Annotated in this window: 16 protein-coding genes; 4 read left to right on the forward strand and 12 right to left on the reverse strand. The window is 40.9% G+C overall.

The window, feature by feature from the left end; all coding sequences use genetic code 11:
- Nucleotides 1-480: 480 nt before the first annotated feature.
- Nucleotides 481-1,104, reverse strand: coding sequence for a hypothetical protein (locus ACR5KR_RS21470; protein ID WP_448267935.1), 624 nt, complete (start codon nt 1,102-1,104; stop codon nt 481-483).
- 546 nt (nt 1,105-1,650) lie between these two features.
- Between ACR5KR_RS21470 and ACR5KR_RS21475 the strand changes: the two genes are divergently transcribed.
- The 3 genes from ACR5KR_RS21475 (at nt 1,651) to argJ (ending at nt 6,610) form a co-directional block, all read left to right on the forward strand.
- Nucleotides 1,651-3,627 (forward strand): PAS domain-containing sensor histidine kinase, encoded by a 1,977-nt coding sequence (locus tag ACR5KR_RS21475; RefSeq protein ID WP_448267936.1) that lies wholly within the window; start codon nt 1,651-1,653, stop codon nt 3,625-3,627.
- An 18-nt stretch (nt 3,628-3,645) separates the two neighbouring features.
- Nucleotides 3,646-5,160 (forward strand): ATP-binding protein, encoded by a 1,515-nt coding sequence (locus ACR5KR_RS21480; RefSeq protein ID WP_448267937.1) that lies wholly within the window; start codon nt 3,646-3,648, stop codon nt 5,158-5,160.
- 286 nt (nt 5,161-5,446) lie between these two features.
- The gene (gene argJ / locus ACR5KR_RS21485) at nt 5,447-6,610 is read left to right on the forward strand and encodes a bifunctional glutamate N-acetyltransferase/amino-acid acetyltransferase ArgJ (RefSeq protein ID WP_448267938.1); all 1,164 of its coding nucleotides are present in this window, start codon (nt 5,447-5,449) and stop codon (nt 6,608-6,610) included.
- 488 nt (nt 6,611-7,098) lie between these two features.
- Here the strand turns inward: argJ and ACR5KR_RS21490 are convergent, their stop codons facing one another.
- The 4 genes from ACR5KR_RS21490 to ACR5KR_RS21505 form a co-directional block, all read right to left on the reverse strand.
- Complete coding sequence (locus tag ACR5KR_RS21490) at nt 7,099-7,344, reverse strand: hypothetical protein (protein WP_448267939.1); 246 nt, start codon at nt 7,342-7,344, stop codon at nt 7,099-7,101.
- A gap of 163 nt (nt 7,345-7,507) precedes the next feature.
- Complete coding sequence (locus ACR5KR_RS21495) at nt 7,508-9,697, reverse strand: xanthine dehydrogenase family protein molybdopterin-binding subunit (RefSeq protein WP_448267940.1); 2,190 nt, start codon at nt 9,695-9,697, stop codon at nt 7,508-7,510.
- Between the two features lie 93 nt (nt 9,698-9,790).
- Complete coding sequence (locus tag ACR5KR_RS21500; protein WP_448267941.1) at nt 9,791-10,768, reverse strand: FAD binding domain-containing protein; 978 nt, start codon at nt 10,766-10,768, stop codon at nt 9,791-9,793.
- On the reverse strand, nt 10,755-11,303 hold the full coding sequence (locus tag ACR5KR_RS21505; protein WP_448267942.1) for a (2Fe-2S)-binding protein: 549 nt from the start codon (nt 11,301-11,303) through the stop codon (nt 10,755-10,757). The genes ACR5KR_RS21500 and ACR5KR_RS21505 overlap by 14 nt, the downstream gene beginning before the upstream one ends.
- A gap of 716 nt (nt 11,304-12,019) precedes the next feature.
- Here ACR5KR_RS21505 and ACR5KR_RS21510 point away from each other — a divergent pair.
- Entirely contained in the window at nt 12,020-13,210 is a 1,191-nt protein-coding gene (locus tag ACR5KR_RS21510; RefSeq protein ID WP_448267943.1) for an FAD-dependent oxidoreductase, read from the forward strand.
- Between the two features lie 422 nt (nt 13,211-13,632).
- On the opposite strand, the gene ACR5KR_RS21515 is transcribed toward ACR5KR_RS21510, so the two are convergent.
- The 7 genes from ACR5KR_RS21515 to leuC form a co-directional block, all read right to left on the reverse strand.
- Nucleotides 13,633-13,974, reverse strand: coding sequence for a DUF6174 domain-containing protein (locus tag ACR5KR_RS21515; RefSeq protein WP_448270287.1), 342 nt, complete (start codon nt 13,972-13,974; stop codon nt 13,633-13,635).
- Between the two features lie 9 nt (nt 13,975-13,983).
- Nucleotides 13,984-15,065 (reverse strand): IS630 family transposase gene (locus ACR5KR_RS21520; protein ID WP_448265160.1). Its coding sequence is split into 2 segments (ribosomal slippage): nt 13,984-14,591 and nt 14,591-15,065, totalling 1,083 coding nucleotides; the frame shifts between segments, so codons are not numbered across the junction.
- 789 nt (nt 15,066-15,854) lie between these two features.
- A complete protein-coding gene (locus ACR5KR_RS21525; protein ID WP_448267944.1) occupies nt 15,855-17,399 on the reverse strand; it encodes a calcium-binding protein in 1,545 nt (514 codons plus the stop codon).
- Between the two features lie 559 nt (nt 17,400-17,958).
- The gene (locus ACR5KR_RS21530) at nt 17,959-18,393 is read right to left on the reverse strand and encodes a type II toxin-antitoxin system VapC family toxin (protein WP_448267945.1); all 435 of its coding nucleotides are present in this window, start codon (nt 18,391-18,393) and stop codon (nt 17,959-17,961) included.
- Entirely contained in the window at nt 18,390-20,330 is a 1,941-nt protein-coding gene (locus tag ACR5KR_RS21535) for a DUF4209 domain-containing protein (protein WP_448267946.1), read from the reverse strand. Before ACR5KR_RS21535 ends, ACR5KR_RS21530 begins: the two co-directional genes overlap by 4 nt.
- A 104-nt stretch (nt 20,331-20,434) precedes the next feature.
- Nucleotides 20,435-21,043, reverse strand: a complete 609-nt coding sequence (gene leuD, locus ACR5KR_RS21540) for a 3-isopropylmalate dehydratase small subunit (RefSeq protein WP_448267947.1) — start codon at nt 21,041-21,043, stop codon at nt 20,435-20,437.
- Between the two features lie 162 nt (nt 21,044-21,205).
- Nucleotides 21,206-22,609: a 3-isopropylmalate dehydratase large subunit gene (gene leuC, locus ACR5KR_RS21545; protein WP_448267948.1), complete on the reverse strand. Its 1,404-nt coding sequence runs from the start codon at nt 22,607-22,609 to the stop codon at nt 21,206-21,208.
- Between the last annotated feature and the right edge of the window lie 2 nt (nt 22,610-22,611).

The raw sequence follows: 22,611 nt of genomic DNA on the forward strand, positions 1-22,611 counted from the left end.
ACCTATTTTGGTCTAATTTTTGTTTGAAGTTAATGACACTCAATCTAACTTCTACCTATGACTCGGCTTAAAAAATACAAGTTTTATGCAAAACTCTCTATATCCTCACAAAACTTAATAATTGCCTATGCGATCGCCCAAAGCGGTATGTAGGCTATTGTAGCAGGGGTAGTAAGTGTAGAGGGACAAATTATTTGACCAAAACGACAGATTTTTTGTCAAAAATCCAAATTCTTCTTGCTTGTTCAAGCAATTTCTATAGCTTTAGATCGGAAACGTATTCAAATCAGATTTCTTTAGAGCAAAGCTTACAAGGTTGAAGAACTTGATAAGTTATTTGTCGCTGTGGTCAAATAATTCGTCGCTGTCAAGCGAAACGCGAAAAATACAGTATAGGCTCCTTGAGTGCTATGTCCTGCAAGGTAAAATCAGCGTTAAGTACGAGAAAGATTGGATAAAAAAAGATGCATTACGAAAACACTATTTTTTTATAGGGGATGGTGCTAGTAATCCTGATAAAGCACCCAAAGAACCAGTTCCAAGAGCGGTTAGAAGTTCAGGAATTTGTTTGCTGCCCTTTGCTTGTAGACCAATTGCACCTATAAGGCAAATTAATACTGTAGAGGTAAGTGTACCAACAATCATGCGGTAAATCCAGGGGTCTGTTTGTATATAGTTTTGTGGCAGATTAAAAGTATTATTTACTGCCTCAGCGTTTTGTTGTACACCTTGCTGACCTTTTGAATCATTGAGAGTTGATGGTTGTTTACTTTCCTCAACTAAAGACTGTGTTTCGACTAAAGAGTTTTTTCCATTCTCTGTACTCATAGTTAGTGCATCCTTTTTATTTAATAAAAATAAGCATTGGAAGTTTTCTATAATGGTAATCACATTACGATTCCTCTTTTTCGGAAAAGTAGGAACAATCAGCAAAGTTTTTTTGGCACTCAAGTGAAATCGCCCCTCTGTCCCTTGTGCCTCGATCGCTGTAGGGGATTGTGCGGTGTGTAGTAGGAGCGATCGCGCCCAATAGCCAATGTCTGACTCCAAGATAAGTAATAAGCCATCTGAGTAATGGTAAGTAAAGCGGCGTGAATAATTCAAGGTTTGTAGTGTTCGCGAAGCGTCTCGCAGAGAGGACTAAAGCCCTGACTACAAACTAATCTCAAGATTTTTTACATTACTTAATCTAGTTTGATTTATTCTTACCGACTTACTTAGCAGTCGATTTTATCAATACAAGTTAAGCCGCAAATACACGTATGCAGCTAGATTAAAATTAGATTAGTATATAACCGAAATATTACTGTAATTTTTGAAGGTTTTTATATATGTAAATGGTTGATTTCAGAGGATATACGGTAACGATAACCAAAGCGATCGCGGTACTTTAATTTTAATAAATCTTATATTATTCAGATTAAAAAACTCAGAAAAGATGACGAACACAGAATGTAGAAGCTCAAGCTAGTAATCAATTCTAGCATAAAATTAGTACGGTAAAACTTTGACAAATGCCAAACGTAGTTCTCCTTGAGAATATGAGAGCCACTCTCTAGGTGTATACGCATTTACAAAAGGTCTGAGGCTAAAAACCTCTTCTTTCGCACTTCAGGCTTTGGTGAAGACTCGTGCAATATGTAGGTTTTTATGATGGAAATTTTAAATAATTTTTTCTCTACTAGCCAGTTTATTCCCCACGGACATTGCTATCTCTGGAAACCAGAATTGGTGTGGTTGCATCTGATTTCAGATGTATTAACTGGACTTGCTTATTATTCAATTCCAGTGATGTTGGTTTATTTTGTTCGTAAACGGCGAGATATGCCTTTCGGCTGGATATTCCTAATGTTTGGCACATTCATCGTTGCTTGTGGCACAACTCATTTAATGGATATATGGACGCTTTGGTATCCTACCTATTGGCTATCAGGGTTAATCAAAGCTATCACTGCTTTTGTATCCGTATTAACCGCTATAGAGCTTGTGCCATTACTGCCACAGGTGCTAGCTTTACCGAGTCCTGCCCAACTAGAGGCTGCAAACTACCAACTAGCAAAAGAAATTGCTGAACGCATACGGACTGAGGAAGTGTTGAGGGAAAGCGAACAACGCTGGCAATTAGCTTTGCGAGGCAATAATGATGGAATTTGGGACTGGAATGTTAAAACCAATGAAGTTTTCTTCTCGGCTCGCTGGAAAGAAATGCTCGGTTACGAAAACCACGAAATTTCTAACCATTTAGATGAATGCGTGACACGAGTGCATCCCAACGATATTGAGCGGGTGAAACAGGCAGTTCAAGATCACTTTGCTCAGAAAACACCGTTTTACATTAGCGAGTATCGAGCTTTATGTAAAGACGGCACTTATAAATGGATTTTAGATCGAGGGCAAGCACAGTGGGATGAAAATGGTAATGTAGTACGAATGGCAGGCTCACATACTGACATTACCGATCGCAAGCAAGCAGAGGAGAGACTAAATAGCCTACTTAACCAATTAGAAAGCAAGGTTGAGGAAAGGACAGCAGAGTTAACAAAAATCAACGAATCGCTACAGACAGAAATTACTGAACGCCAGCGAATAGAAGAAGCATTGCGAGAGAGCGAACAGCGATTTCGGGCTGCATTCCATCAAGCTGCTGTTGGCATTGCCCATGTCGCAATCGATGGCAGCTGGTTGTTAGTTAATCAGAAGCTTTGCGATATTCTCGGTTACACACTCGAAGAACTACAATTGTTAACTTTCCAAGATATTACTCACCCAGACGATCTTAACACTAACCTGAAATATGTTGAGCAGATTTTAGCAGATAATATTCAAACTTACTCGATGGAAAAGCGCTATTTCCGCAAAGATAATTCCTTAGTTTGGGTTAATCTCAGTGTGTCTTTAATGCGCGAATCTAATGGAGAGCCAAAATATTTTATTTCTGTGGTCGAAGACATTAACGAACGAAAAGCTGCACAGCGCGAACGCAAGCAGTGGGAGGAGCAAATTCAAGCATCACTATTAGAAAAAGAGGTGTTATTAAAAGAAATTTACCATCGGGTCAAAAACAATTTACAGGTTATTTCCAGTCTGTTAAACCTGCAATCTGCTTATATCAAAGACAAAGAAGATTTGACAATATTTCAACAAAGCCAGCAGCGGATTGCATCAATGGCTCTGGTTCACGAAAAATTGTATCAATCTCAAGACTTAGCAAAGATTAATTTTGGTGAATATATTCGAGATTTGGTAACAAGTTTATTTACTGCTTATGAAGTCAATGAAGATGCGATCGCTTTGACAATAAATACGGAAGATTGTATTTTTCTCGGTTTAGATACAGCAATTCCTTGTAGCTTAATTATCCATGAACTTGTATCTAATTCTTTAAAATACGCATTTGCCAAAGGTAGGAGTGGTGCGATCGATATTGAAATAAAAAAAATAATTGATCGTAATTTAATGCTCATAGTTCGTGATAATGGGATTGGCTTACCACCAAACTTTGATTTTCAAAAACTCGCATCATTAGGATGGGAGTTGGTAGATGCTTTAACCCATCAGTTAGCAGGAAATATAAATATTACAGGCTCCACTGGAGTAGAGTGTCAGGTGACATTTCCTTTACCATAAATACACAATTAATCAAAGATGACAAAGGCAAAAATTTTAGTTGTGGAAGATGAAGCTATTGTTGCTAAAGACTTACAATATCGGCTTAAAAAATTTGGATACACAGTGCCTGCGATTGCTTCTTCAGGAGAAGAAGCGATTAATATAGCAATAGAAATATCTCCAGATTTAGTACTGATGGATATCAAGCTTAAAGGCTCAATGGACGGGATAGAAGCTGCTGAAGAAATCTATAAGCGTTTGGATATTCCAGTAATTTATTTGACTGCTTATGCAGATGAGAACACATTGGAACGAGCTAAGATAACTGAGCCGTTTGCCTACCTCTTGAAACCTTTTAAAGAAAGAGAACTACAAACAAATATTGAAATAACTTTGACTAAACATGGTTTGGAAAAGCAATTAAAAGTTAATAAAAAATGGCTGGATGCACTTTTAAAAAGTATCAGCGATGGTGTAATTGCTAGCGATTTACAAGATTCAATCACTTTTATGAATCCGGTTGCCGAAAATCTGACTGGATGGAAACAAGAAGAAGCTTGTGGCAGAAATTCCTCAGAGATATTTAATATTGTTAATGGCGAAACTCATAATTCTCTTGAAAGTCCGATTATAAAAGTTATTCAAGATGGTACTATCGTTCATCTCCCCGCAGAAACAATTCTGATTAATAAAGATGGTGCAGAAATACCAATTGATGACAGCGCTGCACCGATTAAAGATGACAAAGATAATATTACAGGCGCTGTATTAGTGTTTCGAGATATTACTGAGCGCAAACGAGCGATTGAGGCGCGTCAAAAGCAAATTGAGCAAGAGCAACTTGTGGTGCAATGGGAAGAGATAAATCAACTCAAAAATGACTTTTTGAATTTAGTTTCTCACGAACTGCGATCGCCTCTGAGTAATATTAAGATGATGATTCAAATGATACAACTATCTAATAATACTGAGGAGACTCAACGCTATCTAAAATTAATGGAAAGCGAGTGCGATCGCGAACTAGAATTAGTTAACGATCTACTAGACTTACAACGGCTAGAAAGCTCATCCTATCCAGCTATTACACCTGATGCGTTGCTCTTACAACAGTGGTTACTTTGGGTTATCGAGCCGTTTCAAATTCGTGTTCAACAACATCAGCAAACTCTACAGCCGAATCTCCCCACAAATCTCCCGCCGCTATTGTCAGATGGCATTAGCTTGGAACGCATTATAGTAGAATTGCTCAATAATGCCTGTAAATACACACCTGCGGGTGGTGAAATTGTCTTAAGTGTAAGTCACAATTCCTTGGAAACACCTGCAAAAACAATTATTACTGTTAGTAATTCAGTAGAAATTCCGGTAATAGAGTTACCACGGATATTTGATAAATTTTATCGTCTACCCAATGCAGATATCTGGAATCAAGGTGGTTCGGGTTTAGGTTTATCTATAGTCCAGAAATTAGTGGAACAATTACAAGGAAACATTCAAGTAGAAAGTGGCAATGGATGGACTACATTCACTCTTACATTAATTGATTTATAGTACTCAATAATCCAGAAATTGCTATAGTAATCCTAAATGAGATTGTAAAAATTTTTGTTATGGTTGTCCTTGGTCATTTGTCATTACAAAGGACAAATGACAAATACTTCGACTCCCAACTCTTGGAGAGGCTGCGCCCGAAGCGTAGCTATGCCGCAGGCTTTACGACTACGCTACCTCGATTCCGCTCGGCACAAGTCAGGGCAAGTCGCTCAGTACAAGTGACAAATGACTAATGACTGAACTTGATATGAGATAATTAAACCAAATTATTAAATATCGAAAAATGTCATTAACTATATCTTCTACACCTCAAGGTTTTAGTGCATTCATCACGAATTTAGGAATACGAGATACAACTGATGATTTTGTATTGATTAAATCATCAGTTCCTTGTGTTGCAGATGGAGTTTTCACTCAAAGTCTTTTTGCTGGGCCAAGTGTTACTATTAGCCGCGATAATTTAAAAGATTCACAAGCACAAGCAATTGTCGTTATATCTAAAAATGCAAATGTAGCTAATGGTTCTGTTGGCATCGCTGACGCCCAAGAAGTTCTACAATTAGTCGCGACTGAAACTGGAATTGCTGCACATAATATCGCGATCGCTTCTACAGGTGTAATTGGCAGACGTTACCCCATTGAAAAAATCCGGGCTGGTTTATTAGGATTTGGCAAAAAATTGACTGATGCTGATTTTCATGCCGCCGCTCGTGGTATTATGACCACCGATACAGTCGCGAAACTAGCTACACGGCAAATAGGAAATGCCAAGCTAGTAGGAATTGCCAAAGGTGTTGGCATGATTGAGCCGAATATGGCTACCCTTTTAACTTTCTTTTTTACTGACGCTGCAATTTCTGCAAATAGCCTTCGTTCTATTTTTCGTTCTACTATAGATAAAACTTTTAATTGCTTGAGCGTAGATACGGATACTTCTACTAGTGACTCTGCCGTGATTTTAGCTAATGGAATAGCTGGTGAAGTTTCAGAACCAGATTTTGCTAGGGCATTGCAAGAAGTTGCACAGGAATTAGTGCTGAAAATTGCAAGAGATGCAGAAGGTGCTACTAAGATAATTGAGGTAACTGTAGATTCAGCGATTAACTATGCACAAGCTAAAACAGTAGCGAAGGCAATTGTAAATTCACCATTAGTAAAAACTGCTGTTTATGGAGCAGATCCGAATTGGGGAAGAGTTGCTATGGCTATAGGCAAATGTGAAAACGAACACCAGATAAATCAAGATAAAGTTGTTATTAGTTTTGATAAGATAAAAGTTTATCCTAGTAGCTTAACTGAAGAAAATCTAGAGCAGTTACGGCAAATTATGTCTCAAGATAAAGTAGATATTTATGTTAGCCTTAATATTGGCGATGCCTCTGCAACTGTATGGGGTTGCGATCTTTCAGAGGGTTATATAGAAATTAATGGTAAATACTCAACTTGATTAGACTTCTTGCACAAATGTAAAATTTGCCCTCATCCCCTAACCCCTTCTCCCAAAATTGGCAGAAGGGGAGCGAATTCCAAAGTTACTCTGTCAAACTTGGGAGCCTCTTGCATAAGTCGAATAGACCCCCCTTAATCCCCCTAATGTATTGGCTACCGTGTATACACAAGTCAAATTACCCCCCTTAATCCCCCCGATATATTGGGGGGAAAAAGAAATCTAGTTCCCTCCCCTTTATAAGGGGAGGGTTAGGTGGGGTAAAACCGTGATTTATCAGCTATTTCAGATTTGTGTATACACCGTAGCTCCGAGGCGGAGAGGGGCAGAAATATTCTTAGTTGACAACGAAAAAATTAGGGTTTTGTCTCGTTCTCATGCTCTGCATGGGAATGCTCTTCGTTGAGGCTCTGCCTCCAATTTAGCATTGAGTCAGAGACTCAATGAAATGCATTCCCAGTCGAAGACTAGGAACGAGGAAAGTCTTATCAAGCTAGGTTTTTAGGAGTTGTGTATACACGGTAGCCGCCTCGGAGAGGGGTTGGGGAGAGGTTCATCGAACTCACGTTAATATTAATAAGAAACATTGGAATATTCCTGGCAAACATTGCAATATTCATGGCAAACATTGCAATATTCCTGGCAAACATTGCAATATTCATGACAAACATTGCAATATTCATGGCAAACATTGCAATATTCATGGCAAACATTGCAATATTCATGGCAAACATCACGATATTAATACGAAATATTGCAACATAACTAATTAGGCGGACATGATATTACAGCTATTTTCAGCTAAATAGACCGCGCGGTAGGGGCGCAAGGGCTTGCACCCCTACAACAGATGTGGTTCAAATAGATGATTTCTGCTGTAATTACCAACCGATTCGCTCACAACAACTTATCTGGTGTAATTGGCAGATCCCGAATCCGCTTACCTGTGGCATGATAAACTGCATTAGATATGGCAGCCGCTACCCCCACAATCGGCAGTTCCCCCAAGCTTTTGGTTCCTAGTGCATTCACATAAGGATCGCGTTCTTCAATAAATTGCACTTCCATATTGGGGATATCTGCATGAACCGGAATTAGGTAATCCGAAAGGTTAGCACCAACTATTCTGCCCTGATTAGCATCTATTACAGTTTTCTCCATCAGCGCCATACCGATTCCCCAGGTAATTCCGCCGATAACTTGACTGCGTGCTGTCTTGAAGTTGAGAATTCGCCCTGCATCATAAACGCCTACGCAACGTCTAACTTTGATTTCTCCTAACAATTCATCAACTGCAACTTCCACAAATATCGCCCCAAAAGAGTGTTTGGCATATTGTTGGCTCTCTGGATTGAGTGAGGATTCCTCTGTAACTTCTAAACTTTCTAATCCGTGACGGTGCAGAATATCGGTGTAGCTGTCTCGCTTTGATGGGTCTTGTTTTGAAAATATTTGCCCTGACTCAACGGCAATATCTTCTGCTTGCGAACCGTAAAGCAAAGAATTTGCATCTGCGATCGCCATTTTAATTATCTTATCCCGTGCAGCGATCGCAGTTTGATGCACCGCTGGGGAAACACTCGCAACTGTAACTGAGTTTCCTGTAATTGGGGCTTTGGGAAGATTAGTATCACCTAATTCAAACTGCACTGGTAATCCCAATACTTCAGCAGCTACCTGCGTCATCACTGTATAAGTACCAGTACCGATATCTTGAGTACCACTTTGTACTTTTACTTCTCCAGTGGCAAAAATTTCTACCTTGACTGATGCAGTTCTAGCATTGGTGGGAAATGTCGCACTTGCCATTCCCCAACCAATCAGGAAATGATTGTCTCGCATGGAACGAGGAACTGGATTGCGTTGTGCCCATCCAAAAATTTCTGCTCCTTTTTGATAACATTCTTTCAGGGATTTACTTGACCAAGGTAATCCTTTATGGGGATCGATATCTGCATGATTTCTCAGTCTTAGTTCAATTGGGTCAATATTTAAGGTGTATGCCAATTCATCCATTGCCGATTCTAAGGCAAACATTCCCGGCGCTTCTCCTGGGCCACGCATAAAGGTCGGTGTGCCGGCGTTGATCCGTCCCAATCGGTATTTTATTTTCAAATTGGCACAGGCGTACATCATGATTGTTGCTGCACCCACTGGTTCGGCAAAGTCATCAAACAGGGAAGTTAAAGATGTCCCAATTTGCTCAATTACAGTTAATTTGCCTTCCTTGGTTGCACCTAATGTTAGCTGCTGCTGAGTTTCAGAACGGTGGCCGCAAGCAGTGTACATTTGCGATCGCGTTAGCACTACTTTTACAGGGCGTTTTACTTGCCGAGCGGCGATCGCTGCTAAAATCGTATGCGATCGCAGCAGTGCCTTACAACCAAATCCGCCGCCTAAATATTTGGAGATGACGCGGACATTTTCTTCGGGAATATTCAGAATCGATGCGATTCGGCCTTGGGTTGCAGAAACGCCTTGAGTGGTTTCATATAATGTCAAGTTATCCCCTGACCACATTGCGATCGTTGCAGAAGGTTCTAGAGGATTATGATGTTCTACTGGCGTAGTATAAACTTGCTCTACTAAGACATCTGCCTGTGCTTTTCCCGATTCAACATCCCCTCTGGTGATTTTACCCGGCATCATGCCCAAAAATATCGATTCGGGTTCAAATATCTCTGTATGTGCCATTGTGACTGTGGGAATGGCTTCTTCGTAGATAATTTTTATCCTAGAGGCAGCAGTTTCGGCTTGTTCTAAAGTTTGGGCAATTACAACCCCCAGATGTTGACCATCGTAGTAGATATTATGGTCTTTTTCAGTTGACTGAGGTTGTGGAGGCCCAAAGAAAGGTATTTTTACTAGAGATGGGGTTTGTTGGTAAGTAATGACATCTAGCACACCAGGGGAGACTGCGGCTGCGGATGTGTCTATTTGGATAATTTTACCACTGGCGATCGCGCTTTGAAAAATCACTCCATAAGTTAAATTCTCGATTGGCACATCGGCTGTGTAAGGCGCTTCTCCCGTTACTTTCAGCTTACCATCAACGCGATCGAGTGGTTTCCCAATAATTTTATTCATATCAATTAATTATTACTCCTCTTCCTTGTCTCCCTTGTCTCCCTAGTCCCCCTTGTCCCCCTTGTCCCCTATTCCCCTACTCCCCTACTCCCCCTATTCCCCTTCTGCTACAACTGAAAGTGCGCGTACCAAAGCGCGTTTGACTAACTCAATTTTAAATTGATTGTGCGTTTGCGGTTTTGCTGCTTTGACGGCTGCTACTGCTGCGGCTGTAAAGATATCTTCGTTAATTTCTTTTTCTTTGAGAAATTCCTCAGCTTCCCTTGCACGCCAAGGTTTGGGTGCTACTCCTCCAAAAGCGATGCGTGCTGATTTGATCGTGTCTTGTTCTATATCTAAAGCAACAGCTACGGAAACGAGAGCAAATTCGTAGGAAGCTCGATCTCTTACTTTTAAATAATGGGATTTATAGGCAAAATCTGGAACTTCAATCGCCACAATTAATTCTCCAGGCTGTAATAGAGTTTCTTTTGCTGGTGTGTCGCCTGGTAAGAGATAAAAATCATGAATTGAAATTCGCCGTGATGTTTCTATTCCTTGGATGCAAATCACTGCATCTAATGCCGTCAAAGCTACAGCTAAATCGGAAGGATGAACGGCTATGCAATGTTCGCTAGCTCCGAAAATGGAATGCATTCGATTGTAACCTGTAATTGCCGAACAACCTATACCGGGAGTGCGTTTATTACAAGGAAAAACCGGATCGCGAAAGTAAGCGCAGCGGACTCGTTGCAGTAAATTACCGCCTACTGTTGCCATATTTCGCAGTTGCGGTGAAGCGCTTTGTAATAAAGCTTGGCTAATTACGGGATAACATTCCTGAATTTGGGGATGAAAAGCGACATCACTCATTCGAGAAATCGCACCAATGCGGATTCCCTGAGGTTGAGATTCAATATCTGCTAAGGGCAAACTATTAATATCAATTAATATATTCGCTGTTTGGACTCCATCTTTCATTAACCCCAGCAAATCTGTGCCACCAGCAATAAATGCAGCAGTTTTGTCTTGCTCAACTGTGGCGATCGCCACTTCTTCTGAGGTAACTTTAGCATAACTAAATGGCTGCATCTTGCTTTTCCTCTAGCACATCTCGAATCGCCGCAATAATATTTGGATATGCTCCACAACGGCAAAGGTTTCCACTCATATTTTCTCGAATTTCTGCTTCAGATTTTGGTAATTCTTCTAATATCATCCCTACGGCTGAGATAATTTGACCTGATGTACAGTAGCCACATTGAAAAGCATCATGGGTAATAAAGGCTGTTTGCATAGGATGGAGTTGACCATCTTGTGCTAATCCTTCAATTGTGGTAATTTCAGCACCGATGTGCATGATTGCTAAAGTCATACAAGAGTTAATTCGTCGATTATTAACTAATACAGTACATGCACCACATTCACCGCGATCGCAAGCTTTTTTAGTGCCCATCAAACCTAGTTTTTCTCGAAGTGCATCTAGTAATGTAACACGAGGTTCTATCTCCAAGGAGTAAGATGTATTATTAACATTCAGTGATAATTCTACTTCCTCTGAACCGAATATTTTCACTTTTTGAGTAAGTGAGTCTGAAGTTCTTGAAGCTAAGGAATTTTCTTTCATGTCTCATGTAGATAATAATTACATCATTTACTATACTAGCGATACTTCCTGACATTTAGAATCCAAGATAACGGCAATAACGGATGGCAAAAGGCATAAAGTCAGATTTGGTAAATGAATCTCCTATAGGACTAGTATTTGGTTTTTGAAATTACTCGTAGAGGCAGGGAACAGGCAATAGGCAATAGGCAATAGGCAATAGGCAATAGGGAACAGGGAACAGGCAATAGGCAATAGGCAATAGTGAAGAAGAGGATTATAAGTGTAGGGATTTTTTTCAGAAATCAAACCGGATTCCTCTAGTTATACTAAACTCCTGATAAATTCTGACTTCTGACTAACTTCGGCTCATTTCGGCTACGCGGTAATTGAGCGTAGTCGAAATTCAATGACCAACGCTCGGCGACTACCTGGGTGCTGAATTATTACGTCAAATTTAATGAATTTATCGCTCAAATCGGCGTAATGGTATTTATTTGCGTTTGTCGAATTAGGAAAAAATGCTGAAGCGTGCAGTTTTTGTTACTACCAGCAACCGCAAAATCGATCGCAATCCATTAGAATACGAATTCAGGTTGATTCTTAAGGAAGATTGACTAAAAAACTATTTAGGAGTCAAAGTAATAACTGTGGATCTAGCTGAAAGATAGAGTTGCCTTCAGGCATGGAATAAGTGTATATATTCACGGGAATATTCAGAATTCTGACTTAATAATATGAACACAAACACTCAGAAATTCTCTAAACCCATAGTAGAGAAAGTTGCTATTGTCGGTGCTGGCCCAGGCGGTTTAGCTGCGGCGATCGCACTGAGAAGCCAAGGGATAGAGGTGCAAGTATACGAAAAAGCCCAAGAATTTCGTCCGGCGGGAACTGGACTCGGACTAGCTCCCAACGGCTTGAATTCTCTAGATGCGATCGCGCCGGGAATTGTCGAAACTCTCAAAAGTTCGGGATGCGAAGTTCACCACACGGTTTTAAAGAGTATTCAAGGAGAAACAATTCGGACTAGCGCCACTAAATATTTAGAGCAATACGGACAACCGTTATTGACTGTTTGGTGGTATCGTCTACAACAAGTCTTAGCATCGAGATTGCCGTCTGATATCGTTCACCTCAATCATCGCTGCATCGGTTTTGAACAAGATGCAAACGGTGTGAAAATTCATTTTGATGGCAAAAAATCGGTAGATGCAGATTTGCTGATTGGGGCTGATGGCGTTAACTCTGTCATCAGAGAAACTTTATTTGGCGAGGGTAAGCCTAATTATATCGGTAGTATGTGTTGGCGTGCCGTCATTGAGTATCGCCACGAGCTATTTAATGACTATGAACTAGTTTTTGCCAAAGGCAATCAACAGTTTATGTACCTTTTGAATGTAGGCGACGGCTATACCAGTTGGATTAGTCGCAAGTTCTCGCCTGAGTATTCCCTTTCGCACAGCGCTGATGAAGTGAAGTCTCGTATTCTCCATGAATTAGCCGACTGGGATAAATCCTTCCGAAAAGTGGTAGAAGCGACACCAGCCGAGGAAATTTGGGAAGGGCCGATTTGCGATCGCCCACCGTTAACTCAATGGAGTCAAGGCAGAGTCACTCTCTTAGGCGATGCCGCTCATCCAATGGCACCTGCAATGGGACAAGGAGCCAATACCACTTTTGAAGATGCATACCAACTGCGAGAGTGTTTTTCTGATTCAGCTAATCTGCAAGAAGCTTTGACTAGCTACGAACAGTGTCGCATCGAGCGGACAAAACTCATTCAAGCTCGTAGTGCCTTGGGTGAAATGCGGTACTACGACATTAACACCGCGGCATCTACTGGGCAGACGCAAGAGCGGCAAATGAGTATGAATGATGATTTTCACAAATGGGTGTACAACTTTAAGCCATCTGTAAAAAGTTAAATTCTAGTGTGGCATTAGTAAAGTTACTTTGATCGCAACTAGTGCATAAACTTACAGCAAGCGCTAATCTTATCGAGTAATTTGAGGCTATCAGAAGTAGCTGTTTTTAGTCAAGCCCTCAAACACAACAAATTCATTGAATAATTGAGAATTAGTCGCGCAAAATCAATATAACTTAATCAAAGTGTTAATTTTTATGAAAAGCTAATAGCTATCCAATACAGTTCAGAATAAGCAACAAAATCCAGATGTAGAGAGGCGATTTCTCGCATCTTGAAAAACCAATTATCTACACGAATGACCTTTAACTCAAGCGGATTAGATCGCTATTAGCTTTTTGGGGTAAATTTAAGTATTAAATCTCGCTTTGGAGTTGCTAATTTACCCCTATTTCCGGTCGAGATTAAGCGCAAGTAATCAGTTTAGCGTGTAGTTTTCAGTTCTTGAAAATTCTCAATTGTCAAAAAGATTTCTTCATCAGCTATTTGACTATTGTAATCGATATTAATTTTAGTGGGATAGCCAAGTTTAGCATTGTATTCTACATCCAGGTTGAATGCCTTACGGTTGATAGCATCTTGAATCACATTAAAGAGTTCGGGAATTGTATCGTATTTTTGAAAGAATTCTGGATTAACTGGTTTACCAGTTGCTACAGAAGTGACTGAAATTGGTTGACCATTACGTACTCGAATAACTACTGGCCCTCTAGCATCTGGTATGCAGAAGCAACTGTTGCTAACCGTAATACTATAGTTATAAATATAGGACTCCTATTTGATTTTTGAAAAGACTCCGTACATCTGAAGAGTGGCGAAATCAAAGGTAGTGTGTCGAATAAACCACTCAAACATCCACTTTAAATGAGAGAATGTTGGAATCAAGGCACAAAAACGTCGAACCCATGTTTTAGCCTGCAACCAGATATCTTCAATAGGATTTTGCTCTGGACAATTAGGAGCAAAACGAACGCAGTGAATTTTCCATTGTTCTGGTGGTAAACCTTGATTTAGTTCGTCTAAAAAGCTTTGGATTTCTTTGGAACGGTGGTAAGTAGCACCATCCCAAAAAATCAGCAATCGCTGGTCGCCAGACTCAGTTAGCAGATATTGCAGATAATCAATAGTATTTTCTGAATTTCCCTTGCCGTAAGCTTTAAGCAGTAATTTTCGTTCAAGATAGTCAACTGCTCCGTAATATGTTTGTTTCTCTCGCTCATTTACGACTGGAACCGTTATTTCCTCGTCACTTCGCCCCCAGACATAACCGCTTAAGTCTCCCCACATTAAATGACACTCATCAATTAACAATACTCTCAATAATCCGGCTTCGATTTCGGAACGGTTGCTTGCCAACAATGTTTCAATCTCTTTTTTTTTTCTGCAACAGCATCTGGGTTGGCTTTGGGATTTAGCTTTGTGGTTTTCTTCCAACTTATGTCAGCTGCATCGAATAAGTCATAGTAACTTTGTTTTGACTCATAAACCACGTCATAATCAAACGCTAGTTTATGCTCCAATTCTCCCAGCTCCCAGCAGTCCTTTGTAGAGAGCCAACTCAACACCTCTTCTCGCTGTTCGACACTCAGATGGCTTTTCCTGCCTTTGTAGTTCGACCACAGCCCATTAATTCCATTCTGCTCGTAGGCCTGTTTCCAACCTGTTATCGAGCCTAAAGACACATCTAAAATAATTTGGATTTCTTCGTACAAGTAATCTTGGTAAACCAATTTGACTGCCAAGGCTTTTCTTGCCTCACGGGCATCGCGACAAGTGGCGATAAAATTCTGTAACTCCGCGATCGCAGTCGCCACTGTCTCAGGCAGTGTTGCCGTTTGTAGATCCTGATTTATCATTGTCTACTCTTACACTTGTACACTCAGCCGTATTTTCTCGTAATCTTTTTCAAAAATCAAATAGGATTCCTATATTTGCCCGCTCCCACAAACGCTTATTAAATTTCAATCGTCTTGAATTCAAGCTATTATTCGCTTGCGTTTGATATTGTGCTTTCTCTACGCTAGTTTCGGATATAGCTGGTAGGTTCATACTTAAAGAAAGCAATAGGGTTGCACTGATGATGGTAGGTAAACGCATATTAATCGATTTATTAGGTTACAAAATCTTCCTATTATTATGTTACAGCAAATTTTAACTTATTTACAAAGATGATATTTGAATAAACTTTATCTTAGAATTAACTTTTTATGTAGATAAATAAAGCTGTATTTTGAAGAATATCCATTTATAATCTAACTTTCAATACATAAATTAGGAACTTTTTTGGAATATTTTAGATCGCCCAAAATTGCCTCATTTTCCAAAGCAATAGACTTCTTGGTTGGCATTTGTCAGGATAAAGGGCAAGGGGAAAAGGGTAAAGAAACTCAAAATCCTTTCCCTTTAACCAAAACCTTTTCCCTAAAAGTGCAAAAACATATTTTTGCAAGAGGTCTAATGTCTACGGCTGACTACGCCTTTGCAGCCTCGTACTTCATGCAAAGAAAACTGCTGTATAATCCTCCCCATCCTTGAAGTATGAGGAGGATTCAATTATCCCAAATTAGTAATATTGATGATTGCTAATTTGGATTTAGCTGTCAGCTTGCAGACATGCCTTAGCTTCTATGGATTTTGAGAAATGTTTATGCAACAATCTCAAAGTTTGTCGCTGATAATAATGGTGGGGCTGTGAATTGATTGTTATCGTTATCAATGTTGGCAAACAAACTACCTGTCCCATAGCCTGGTGATGTCAAGTTTTGGTTGAAGAACAAGTTGCCAGTTCCAAGACTGTAAGTAATGAGTCCAGAGCTAGTTGCAGCTGCTGCATCATTAGCTACTATCTTAATTTGGGACAGATTATTGAGTCCGGTAAAAGTTGTCTTATCAAGGACAATTTTATCGCTAAAGTAGCTGAAGTCAGTAATTTTATCTACACCGAGATCGGCACCATTGTACCCAGCACCTGAGTTGAATACAAAGCGATCGCTACCAGCACCACCAGTCAGAATGTCATTACCTTTACCACCTCGTAAAATATCATTACCAGCATCTCCATAGAGTAAGTCATTGCCAGCACCACCATAGAGAACGTCATTCCCCTCACCACCGAAAGCTCTCAACGGTGTCGTTGTGCCACTACCATCAAGGAAGTCATTGCCAGCCCCGCCTGTGAACCAGACTGCATTTACAGAAGTTCCTGACAGGTTGTTGACATCGAGGATGTCATCACCGCCACCACCATTGATTTCAAACCTCTCTGCACTGTCTACAGTCAGAGTGAAGGGAACCAAGTTCAGACGATCGAAGATTGCTCTGCCTTGAGCATCTTGTTCTAGGCGGAAGTTGTCTCCCACACCTGCGCCGTTGACCTCAACCACGTCAAAGCCAGCATTACCACTGATTCTATCGCTACCGTCACCATTGTTCCAGATCAGGCGATCGTTGCCGTTTCCGCCAGTAAAGGTGTCGTTGCCACGATTTCCGAGTATAGTATCGTTGCCGTCCCCACCAGATAAAAAGTCGATACCATCCCCACCTCGTAACAGGTCATTACCTGTATCACCATAGAGGTTATCATTGCCAGTACCACCTGTCAGGCTGTCATTATCCTCACCACCCAAGGCTCTTAACGGTGTCGCTGTACCACTACCATCAAGCAAGTCATTTCCAGCCCCGCCTGTGAACCAGACTGCATTTACAGAAGTTCCTGACAGGTTGTTGACATCGAGGGTGTCATCACCACCCCCACCATTAATTTCAAACCTCTCTGCACTGTCTACAGTCAGAGTGAAGGGAACCAGGTTCAGGCGATCAAAGATTGCTCTGCCTTGAGCATCTTGTTCTAGGCGGAAGTTGTCTCCCACACCTGCGCCGTTGACCTCAACCACGTCAAAGCCAGTATTACCGCTCATTCTATCGCTACCGTCACCATTGTTCCAGATCAGGCGATCGTTGCCGTTTCCACCGATGAAGGTGTCGTTACCACGATCTCCGATTAGGGTATCATTCCCGTTCCCACCGGATAGAAAGTCAATACCATCCCCACCTCGTAACAGGTCATTACCAGCATTTCCGAAAAGGCTGTCATTTCCATCCAAACCATTGAAGTTATCAGAAGCGGCATTACTAATACCTACATCTGCTCCATTAGTCGGGCCTGGGCCTGGAATCCAAGTTACTGCCATGATTAATACTCCTAATTCTTAATTTCTTTAAGCGAACAATGAGTTACTAGTACTTCATTTTTAAGAAATGTATGGAATTACTAGTTTTTCTCTATGAACTAGAAAACTTATAGTTTTTAGCTGCTAAGTATTAATCAGAGATATTTTCTTCTTTTATGCAGAAATTAGTTTTTGTAAAACTTCTTCACTATGAATTTTAGAGACATACCTGACTGTATGCTGACTTTTCACGTCATTTCAAAAAGAAAGATTAACTCGTGAATGCCTTTTGCAAACTAGCTTTCGACTGATTGAACGATTTTCGCTAAAGTTCAAAATAGTGCTTCTGCTCTGCGAGGATTAAATACCTACTTGTTAAATTTACCACCTAGTTGCTAAGTACATACATTGCTTCAAATGTATTGATTGCACAATCGTCAATCACTTTTATCAGAAGATCCAAATTTCATTAAAAGCAATGCCAAAAAATAATTTCAAGCGTTAGGACAAAAAGTGCAATCAGTATCTTACCTAGTGTAATAGGCATTATATTCAACACATGATTTAGTTTCATGTGTTTTTAACAATACCCATCCATAGTCCAATCTTGAAGAGATAAATTAGGAACTTTGCTAAAATCTTTGTGATTACGCGTAACGATAATTGACTGGTTAGCCAGAGCGATCGCAGCAATTCTTAAGTCTTGTGTACCTATCTGAATTTTTTGCCAGCGCAAACTTTGGTAGCAATTGTATGCCGCCTCATCAAACTCCAGCAAATTCATACTACAAAAGTAAATCTGGGTTATTCGCAAATTTCTATGAGCAACTGCTAAAAATTGTGGTTTATTAGCACATTTACTGATAGAAGCTAATCTGCCTTTTAATTGTTCTTCGAGTGTAACTGTCGTAACAAATATATTGGAACTGCCAACAACTTGAGCGCGTTGTAGAATTTGAGAATTACCATGTTGAGAAAGAGTAACATGATCGGTATCGAGGATATATTGACTCAAGCTGACTGATTCTCCTCTAAAGAAGCTTCATAAGCAGCGATTTCTGCATCTAATTCACATCGATTTGCATCCATATCTTCTAGAAAATCATCAAAAAGTGGGTCATCTTTGAAAATACCATCAAACTTAACCCAAGGATTAGACTCTTCAACCTGTTGTTCATGTTTTAACATTGGCAAACAACAAAGCCGTAATGTAACCCACCATAAGTAAGACATGATAGGGCTGTTGAACTCACTATCATTAATTAAACCGTGAGCCATGCGGTTTCTTAAATTTGAACCGGAACGTTCAATTAGCAAGCCTTGGAGATCAAAAAGTGTATCTTCATCAAAAATTGAGTTTATTTGTGGATAGTTGCGAGGGAAAAGAGTAGTATTCAAATCGCGTTCATCTTCAATTCCCTTATCAATATCAATTTTTGAGGGTAACGCACCCTGCCTTCGGAGTAAATAACGGATAGAATTTTCAATTTGAGGAATGAGAATATGAGTGGATGTGAAGAAGTCTCCGATTAGTCCAGCGTAAAGCCCTTTTGCAAACTGATATTCTCTCCCAGGTGGCACAAAGAAGTTGTTTGAAACAAATGGAAATAAGTCTTTTACTTCTACACTATGTTCCATATTTATTTGATACCTGGCTGGTTCGATATAAGCTAGGGTGTGAAGTTGTTGATAGAAAATTGCATTTTTATACATCTCAAAACGAATTGCTCTTTCTACCTCCTCTGGATCATTGGATAAAGCTGACTTGGGTTGACGAGCTACAACTTTACCCATCTCATTAATCTTTACAGATGGAAATAAATGATAGATAGGATTTTCAACAGCTATTTCCAACACTTCTTGTTGGAGGTGAGAGACTTTAGGTGGTGCCCCCAAAAATGCTAGATAAAAGAGTGCATTAGAAAATTCTTTACCTTTGACGCGTGATTTGGCTATCTCAACCTGAACACTAATATCTGTCTCATGAGAAATCGGAACTAACTCATTTAAAGATTGCTCCTGATACTGGCTAAGAAGCTTGCGAACCTCCTCAGCTTTTTCCTTTGCAGCGATAGTTTCTTCCTTAGTACCTCGAACATTCATAAAAGCTTCAAAAGCTTTCTCCATAAAATGTGATGCACGCAGATAGCTTGGATCTGTACCCTTAAGGCTATCTTCAGCTTCTTTTATATAAGTTTCAGCCGCCTGCATTTGCGCTGTACGTTCCTTCTGTTCATCTTTTTCAAAACGATGCCATTGTGCTTTAATTTCCCAATAATTTCTAGCCCTACGCCAATCATTGTTTGATTCTGCTAAGGTTGCAGCTTTCTCAGCAAGAGCAGCATATTTAGTTGGATTACCGAGTTTGTATTCTTGCAAAAGCTCCATAAGCTTTGCTGACAGCCACAGTGGATCTTCTCCGTTGTAGCGCTCAAGGACTGCCTCTATGTGTGCAACAACTACTTCAGCTTGATAATTAATTTTGCGTGCTAGCCGAAGTGCCCGTTCAATCCTCTCGAAACACCGACTCCATTTTTCAGGATCTTCTAATTCTGTGGCGGATTGTAAGTAGGCTGTAACTGCTAACTGTGCCATCCGATAATTGTGCTTTTTGACCCAGAGAATGTCCGCAATTCGTGCTTGAAGTTCTGGATCTGATACTTCAGGAGCAATTTCAGTAAGAAAATTTAAATGTTCATCAGTAAGATTTTGGAAAACTTCAGCAAAAAACTTCTCTGTTGATTCTGGCTTGATTGCAGCACCGGTTACGAACGCCAGAATCTCAAAGACAGACTGTTCTCTGACATTTCCTGCCTCTTTTGCTTCCCGTGCCTTGTTCCAGAAGACTCTGTTGTAAGCACTACACTCTTTTCTCTCGCTGCTATTAATCACGTCCTGCCAGCGAGAGTTAATAAAATCTTCTTTAGTGAGAGGAGGGTTTATTAATGGCATAGTCTAGAATTACTTGGCTATATATCTACTATGCCAAATCTGAAATAATGTAGGTAAAATCTATAAATTAACATTCCCCAGCAGAGCCAGGGAATAAGAGAATCCTAACTTGCGGCTAAATTGCTCCAACCGACGTAGGGTAATTTTGTAGCTGTTGCTCGAACTTGGTCAGCGTTAGCTACTAACTGACCGCAAGCATCCCAAGTTCCAGAAATAAATGTGCTTCTTGTACCTTCACCGATCGCAACTGAAACAATATAATCGCCAATTTCCACTTGCAAGGTTTCCAGATTCACTGTCACGGCGGCTTGAGGATTGGCAGCAACTAACTCTTGTAGTTGTTTAACATCAGCAGCATCGGCTGTCAGACAAGGTATGCCCATTGCTACACAGTTACCGAAAAAGATTTCTGCGAAGCTTTCACCGATTAAAGCTTGGATTCCCCATTTTGCGATCGCTTGGGGTGCATGTTCCCGCGATGAACCACAGCCAAAGTTACGGTTGACTATTAAAATATTCGCCCCTTTGTATTGGGGTTGGTCAAAGGGATGTTCGCCTTTGAGTGCTGTGCGGTCATCAATAAATGCGCCTTCGCCTAACCCATTGAAGGTAACGGCTTTCAAATATCGCGCGGGAATGATGCGATCGGTATCTATATCATTGCCTACTAAGGGGATACCGCGCCCTGAAACTGTTTTAACTTCACTCACCATAAACTTTATCTATTCTTTCAATGACAGACTGTTGAAAAAGGGACTGGGGACTAGGGGAGGTGAGGGGCAGGGGAAAAGGTTAAAGGGTAAAGGGTAAAAGGATAAATTTAACCTTTCCCCCTTACCCCTTTCCCTTTCCCCATTCCCAATGCCCCTCTATAATTACAAGAGTTCACGGACATCAGAGACTTCGCCTTTAATGGCAGCAGTGGCGACCATCGCCGGACTCATTAACAATGTCCGACCGGAGGAGGAACCCTGTCTGCCTTTAAAGTTGCGGTTGGAGGAAGAAGCGCTGATTTGTCTTCCTTGTAGCTTATCGGGGTTCATCGCCAAGCACATAGAACATCCCGGTTCGCGCCACTCAAATCCGGCTTCTTGAAAGATTTTATCTAGTCCTTCAGCTTCCGCCTCTTCTTTCACCCTTTCCGAACCAGGGACAACAAAGGCTTTAATTCCTTCTGCAACGTGGCGACCTTTGGCAATTTTCGCCGCTTCTCGCAAATCACTAATTCTACCGTTGGTGCAACTACCAATAAAGCAGACATCGATTTTAGTGCCCTTGATCGGTTGACCGGGATATAAATCCATGTAGCGGTAAGCTTCTTCGGCAATAAATCGGTCTTCTTCCAGCAGTTCTTCTGGTTGAGGTACTGATTGGTGGACACCGATACCTTGACCGGGAGTAATTCCCCAGGTGACGGTAGGGGGAATTTCGGCAGCGTCGAATACCACTACATCATCATATTGGGCATCAGCATCGCTCTTGATGGAATTCCACCAAGCCACTGCTTTATCCCAATCTGCATCTTTGGGTGCAAAATCTCTGCCTTTGAGGTAATCATAAGTGACTCGATCGGGATTGACGTAGCCGCATCTAGCACCGCCTTCGATCGCCATATTGCAGACAGTCATCCTCTCTTCCATATTCATTTGCTCGAATGTCGTCCCTGCAAATTCGTAAGCATAGCCTACGCCACCTTTCACGCCAAGGGTGCGGATAATATGCAGGATCACATCTTTAGCGTAAACTCCTGGGTTGAGAGTGCCGTTAACTTCGATTCTGCGGACTTTCAATTTCGAGAGGGCGAGGGTTTGGGAAGCGAGAACATCCCGGACTTGGCTAGTACCGATACCAAATGCGATCGCACCAAATGCACCATGACTGGAAGTATGGCTATCTCCACAAGCGATCGTCATTCCTGGCTGAGTCAGTCCGAGTTCGGGAGCGATCACGTGAACTATACCCTGGCTACCAGAACCAATATTGTAAAAAGTTATGTTATTTTCTTGACAATTTTGTTCGAGCGCCTGAATCATTTCCTCTGCCAAGCTATCCACAAAGGGACGCGCCTGGTTTTCTGTGGGCACAATATGATCGACTGTGGCGACAGTCCGCTCTGGAAACAGTACTTTTAGACTTCTCTCGCGTAACATAGCAAAGGCTTGGGGACTGGTGACTTCATGAATTAAATGAAGCCCGATAAATAGTTGCGTCAGCCCTGAGGGAAGTGTACCGACGGTGTGTAAGTCCCAAACTTTATCAAACAGGGTACCTTTGCTCATAC

It is taken from the genome of Nostoc sp. DSM 114159 (genome assembly GCF_053470285.1).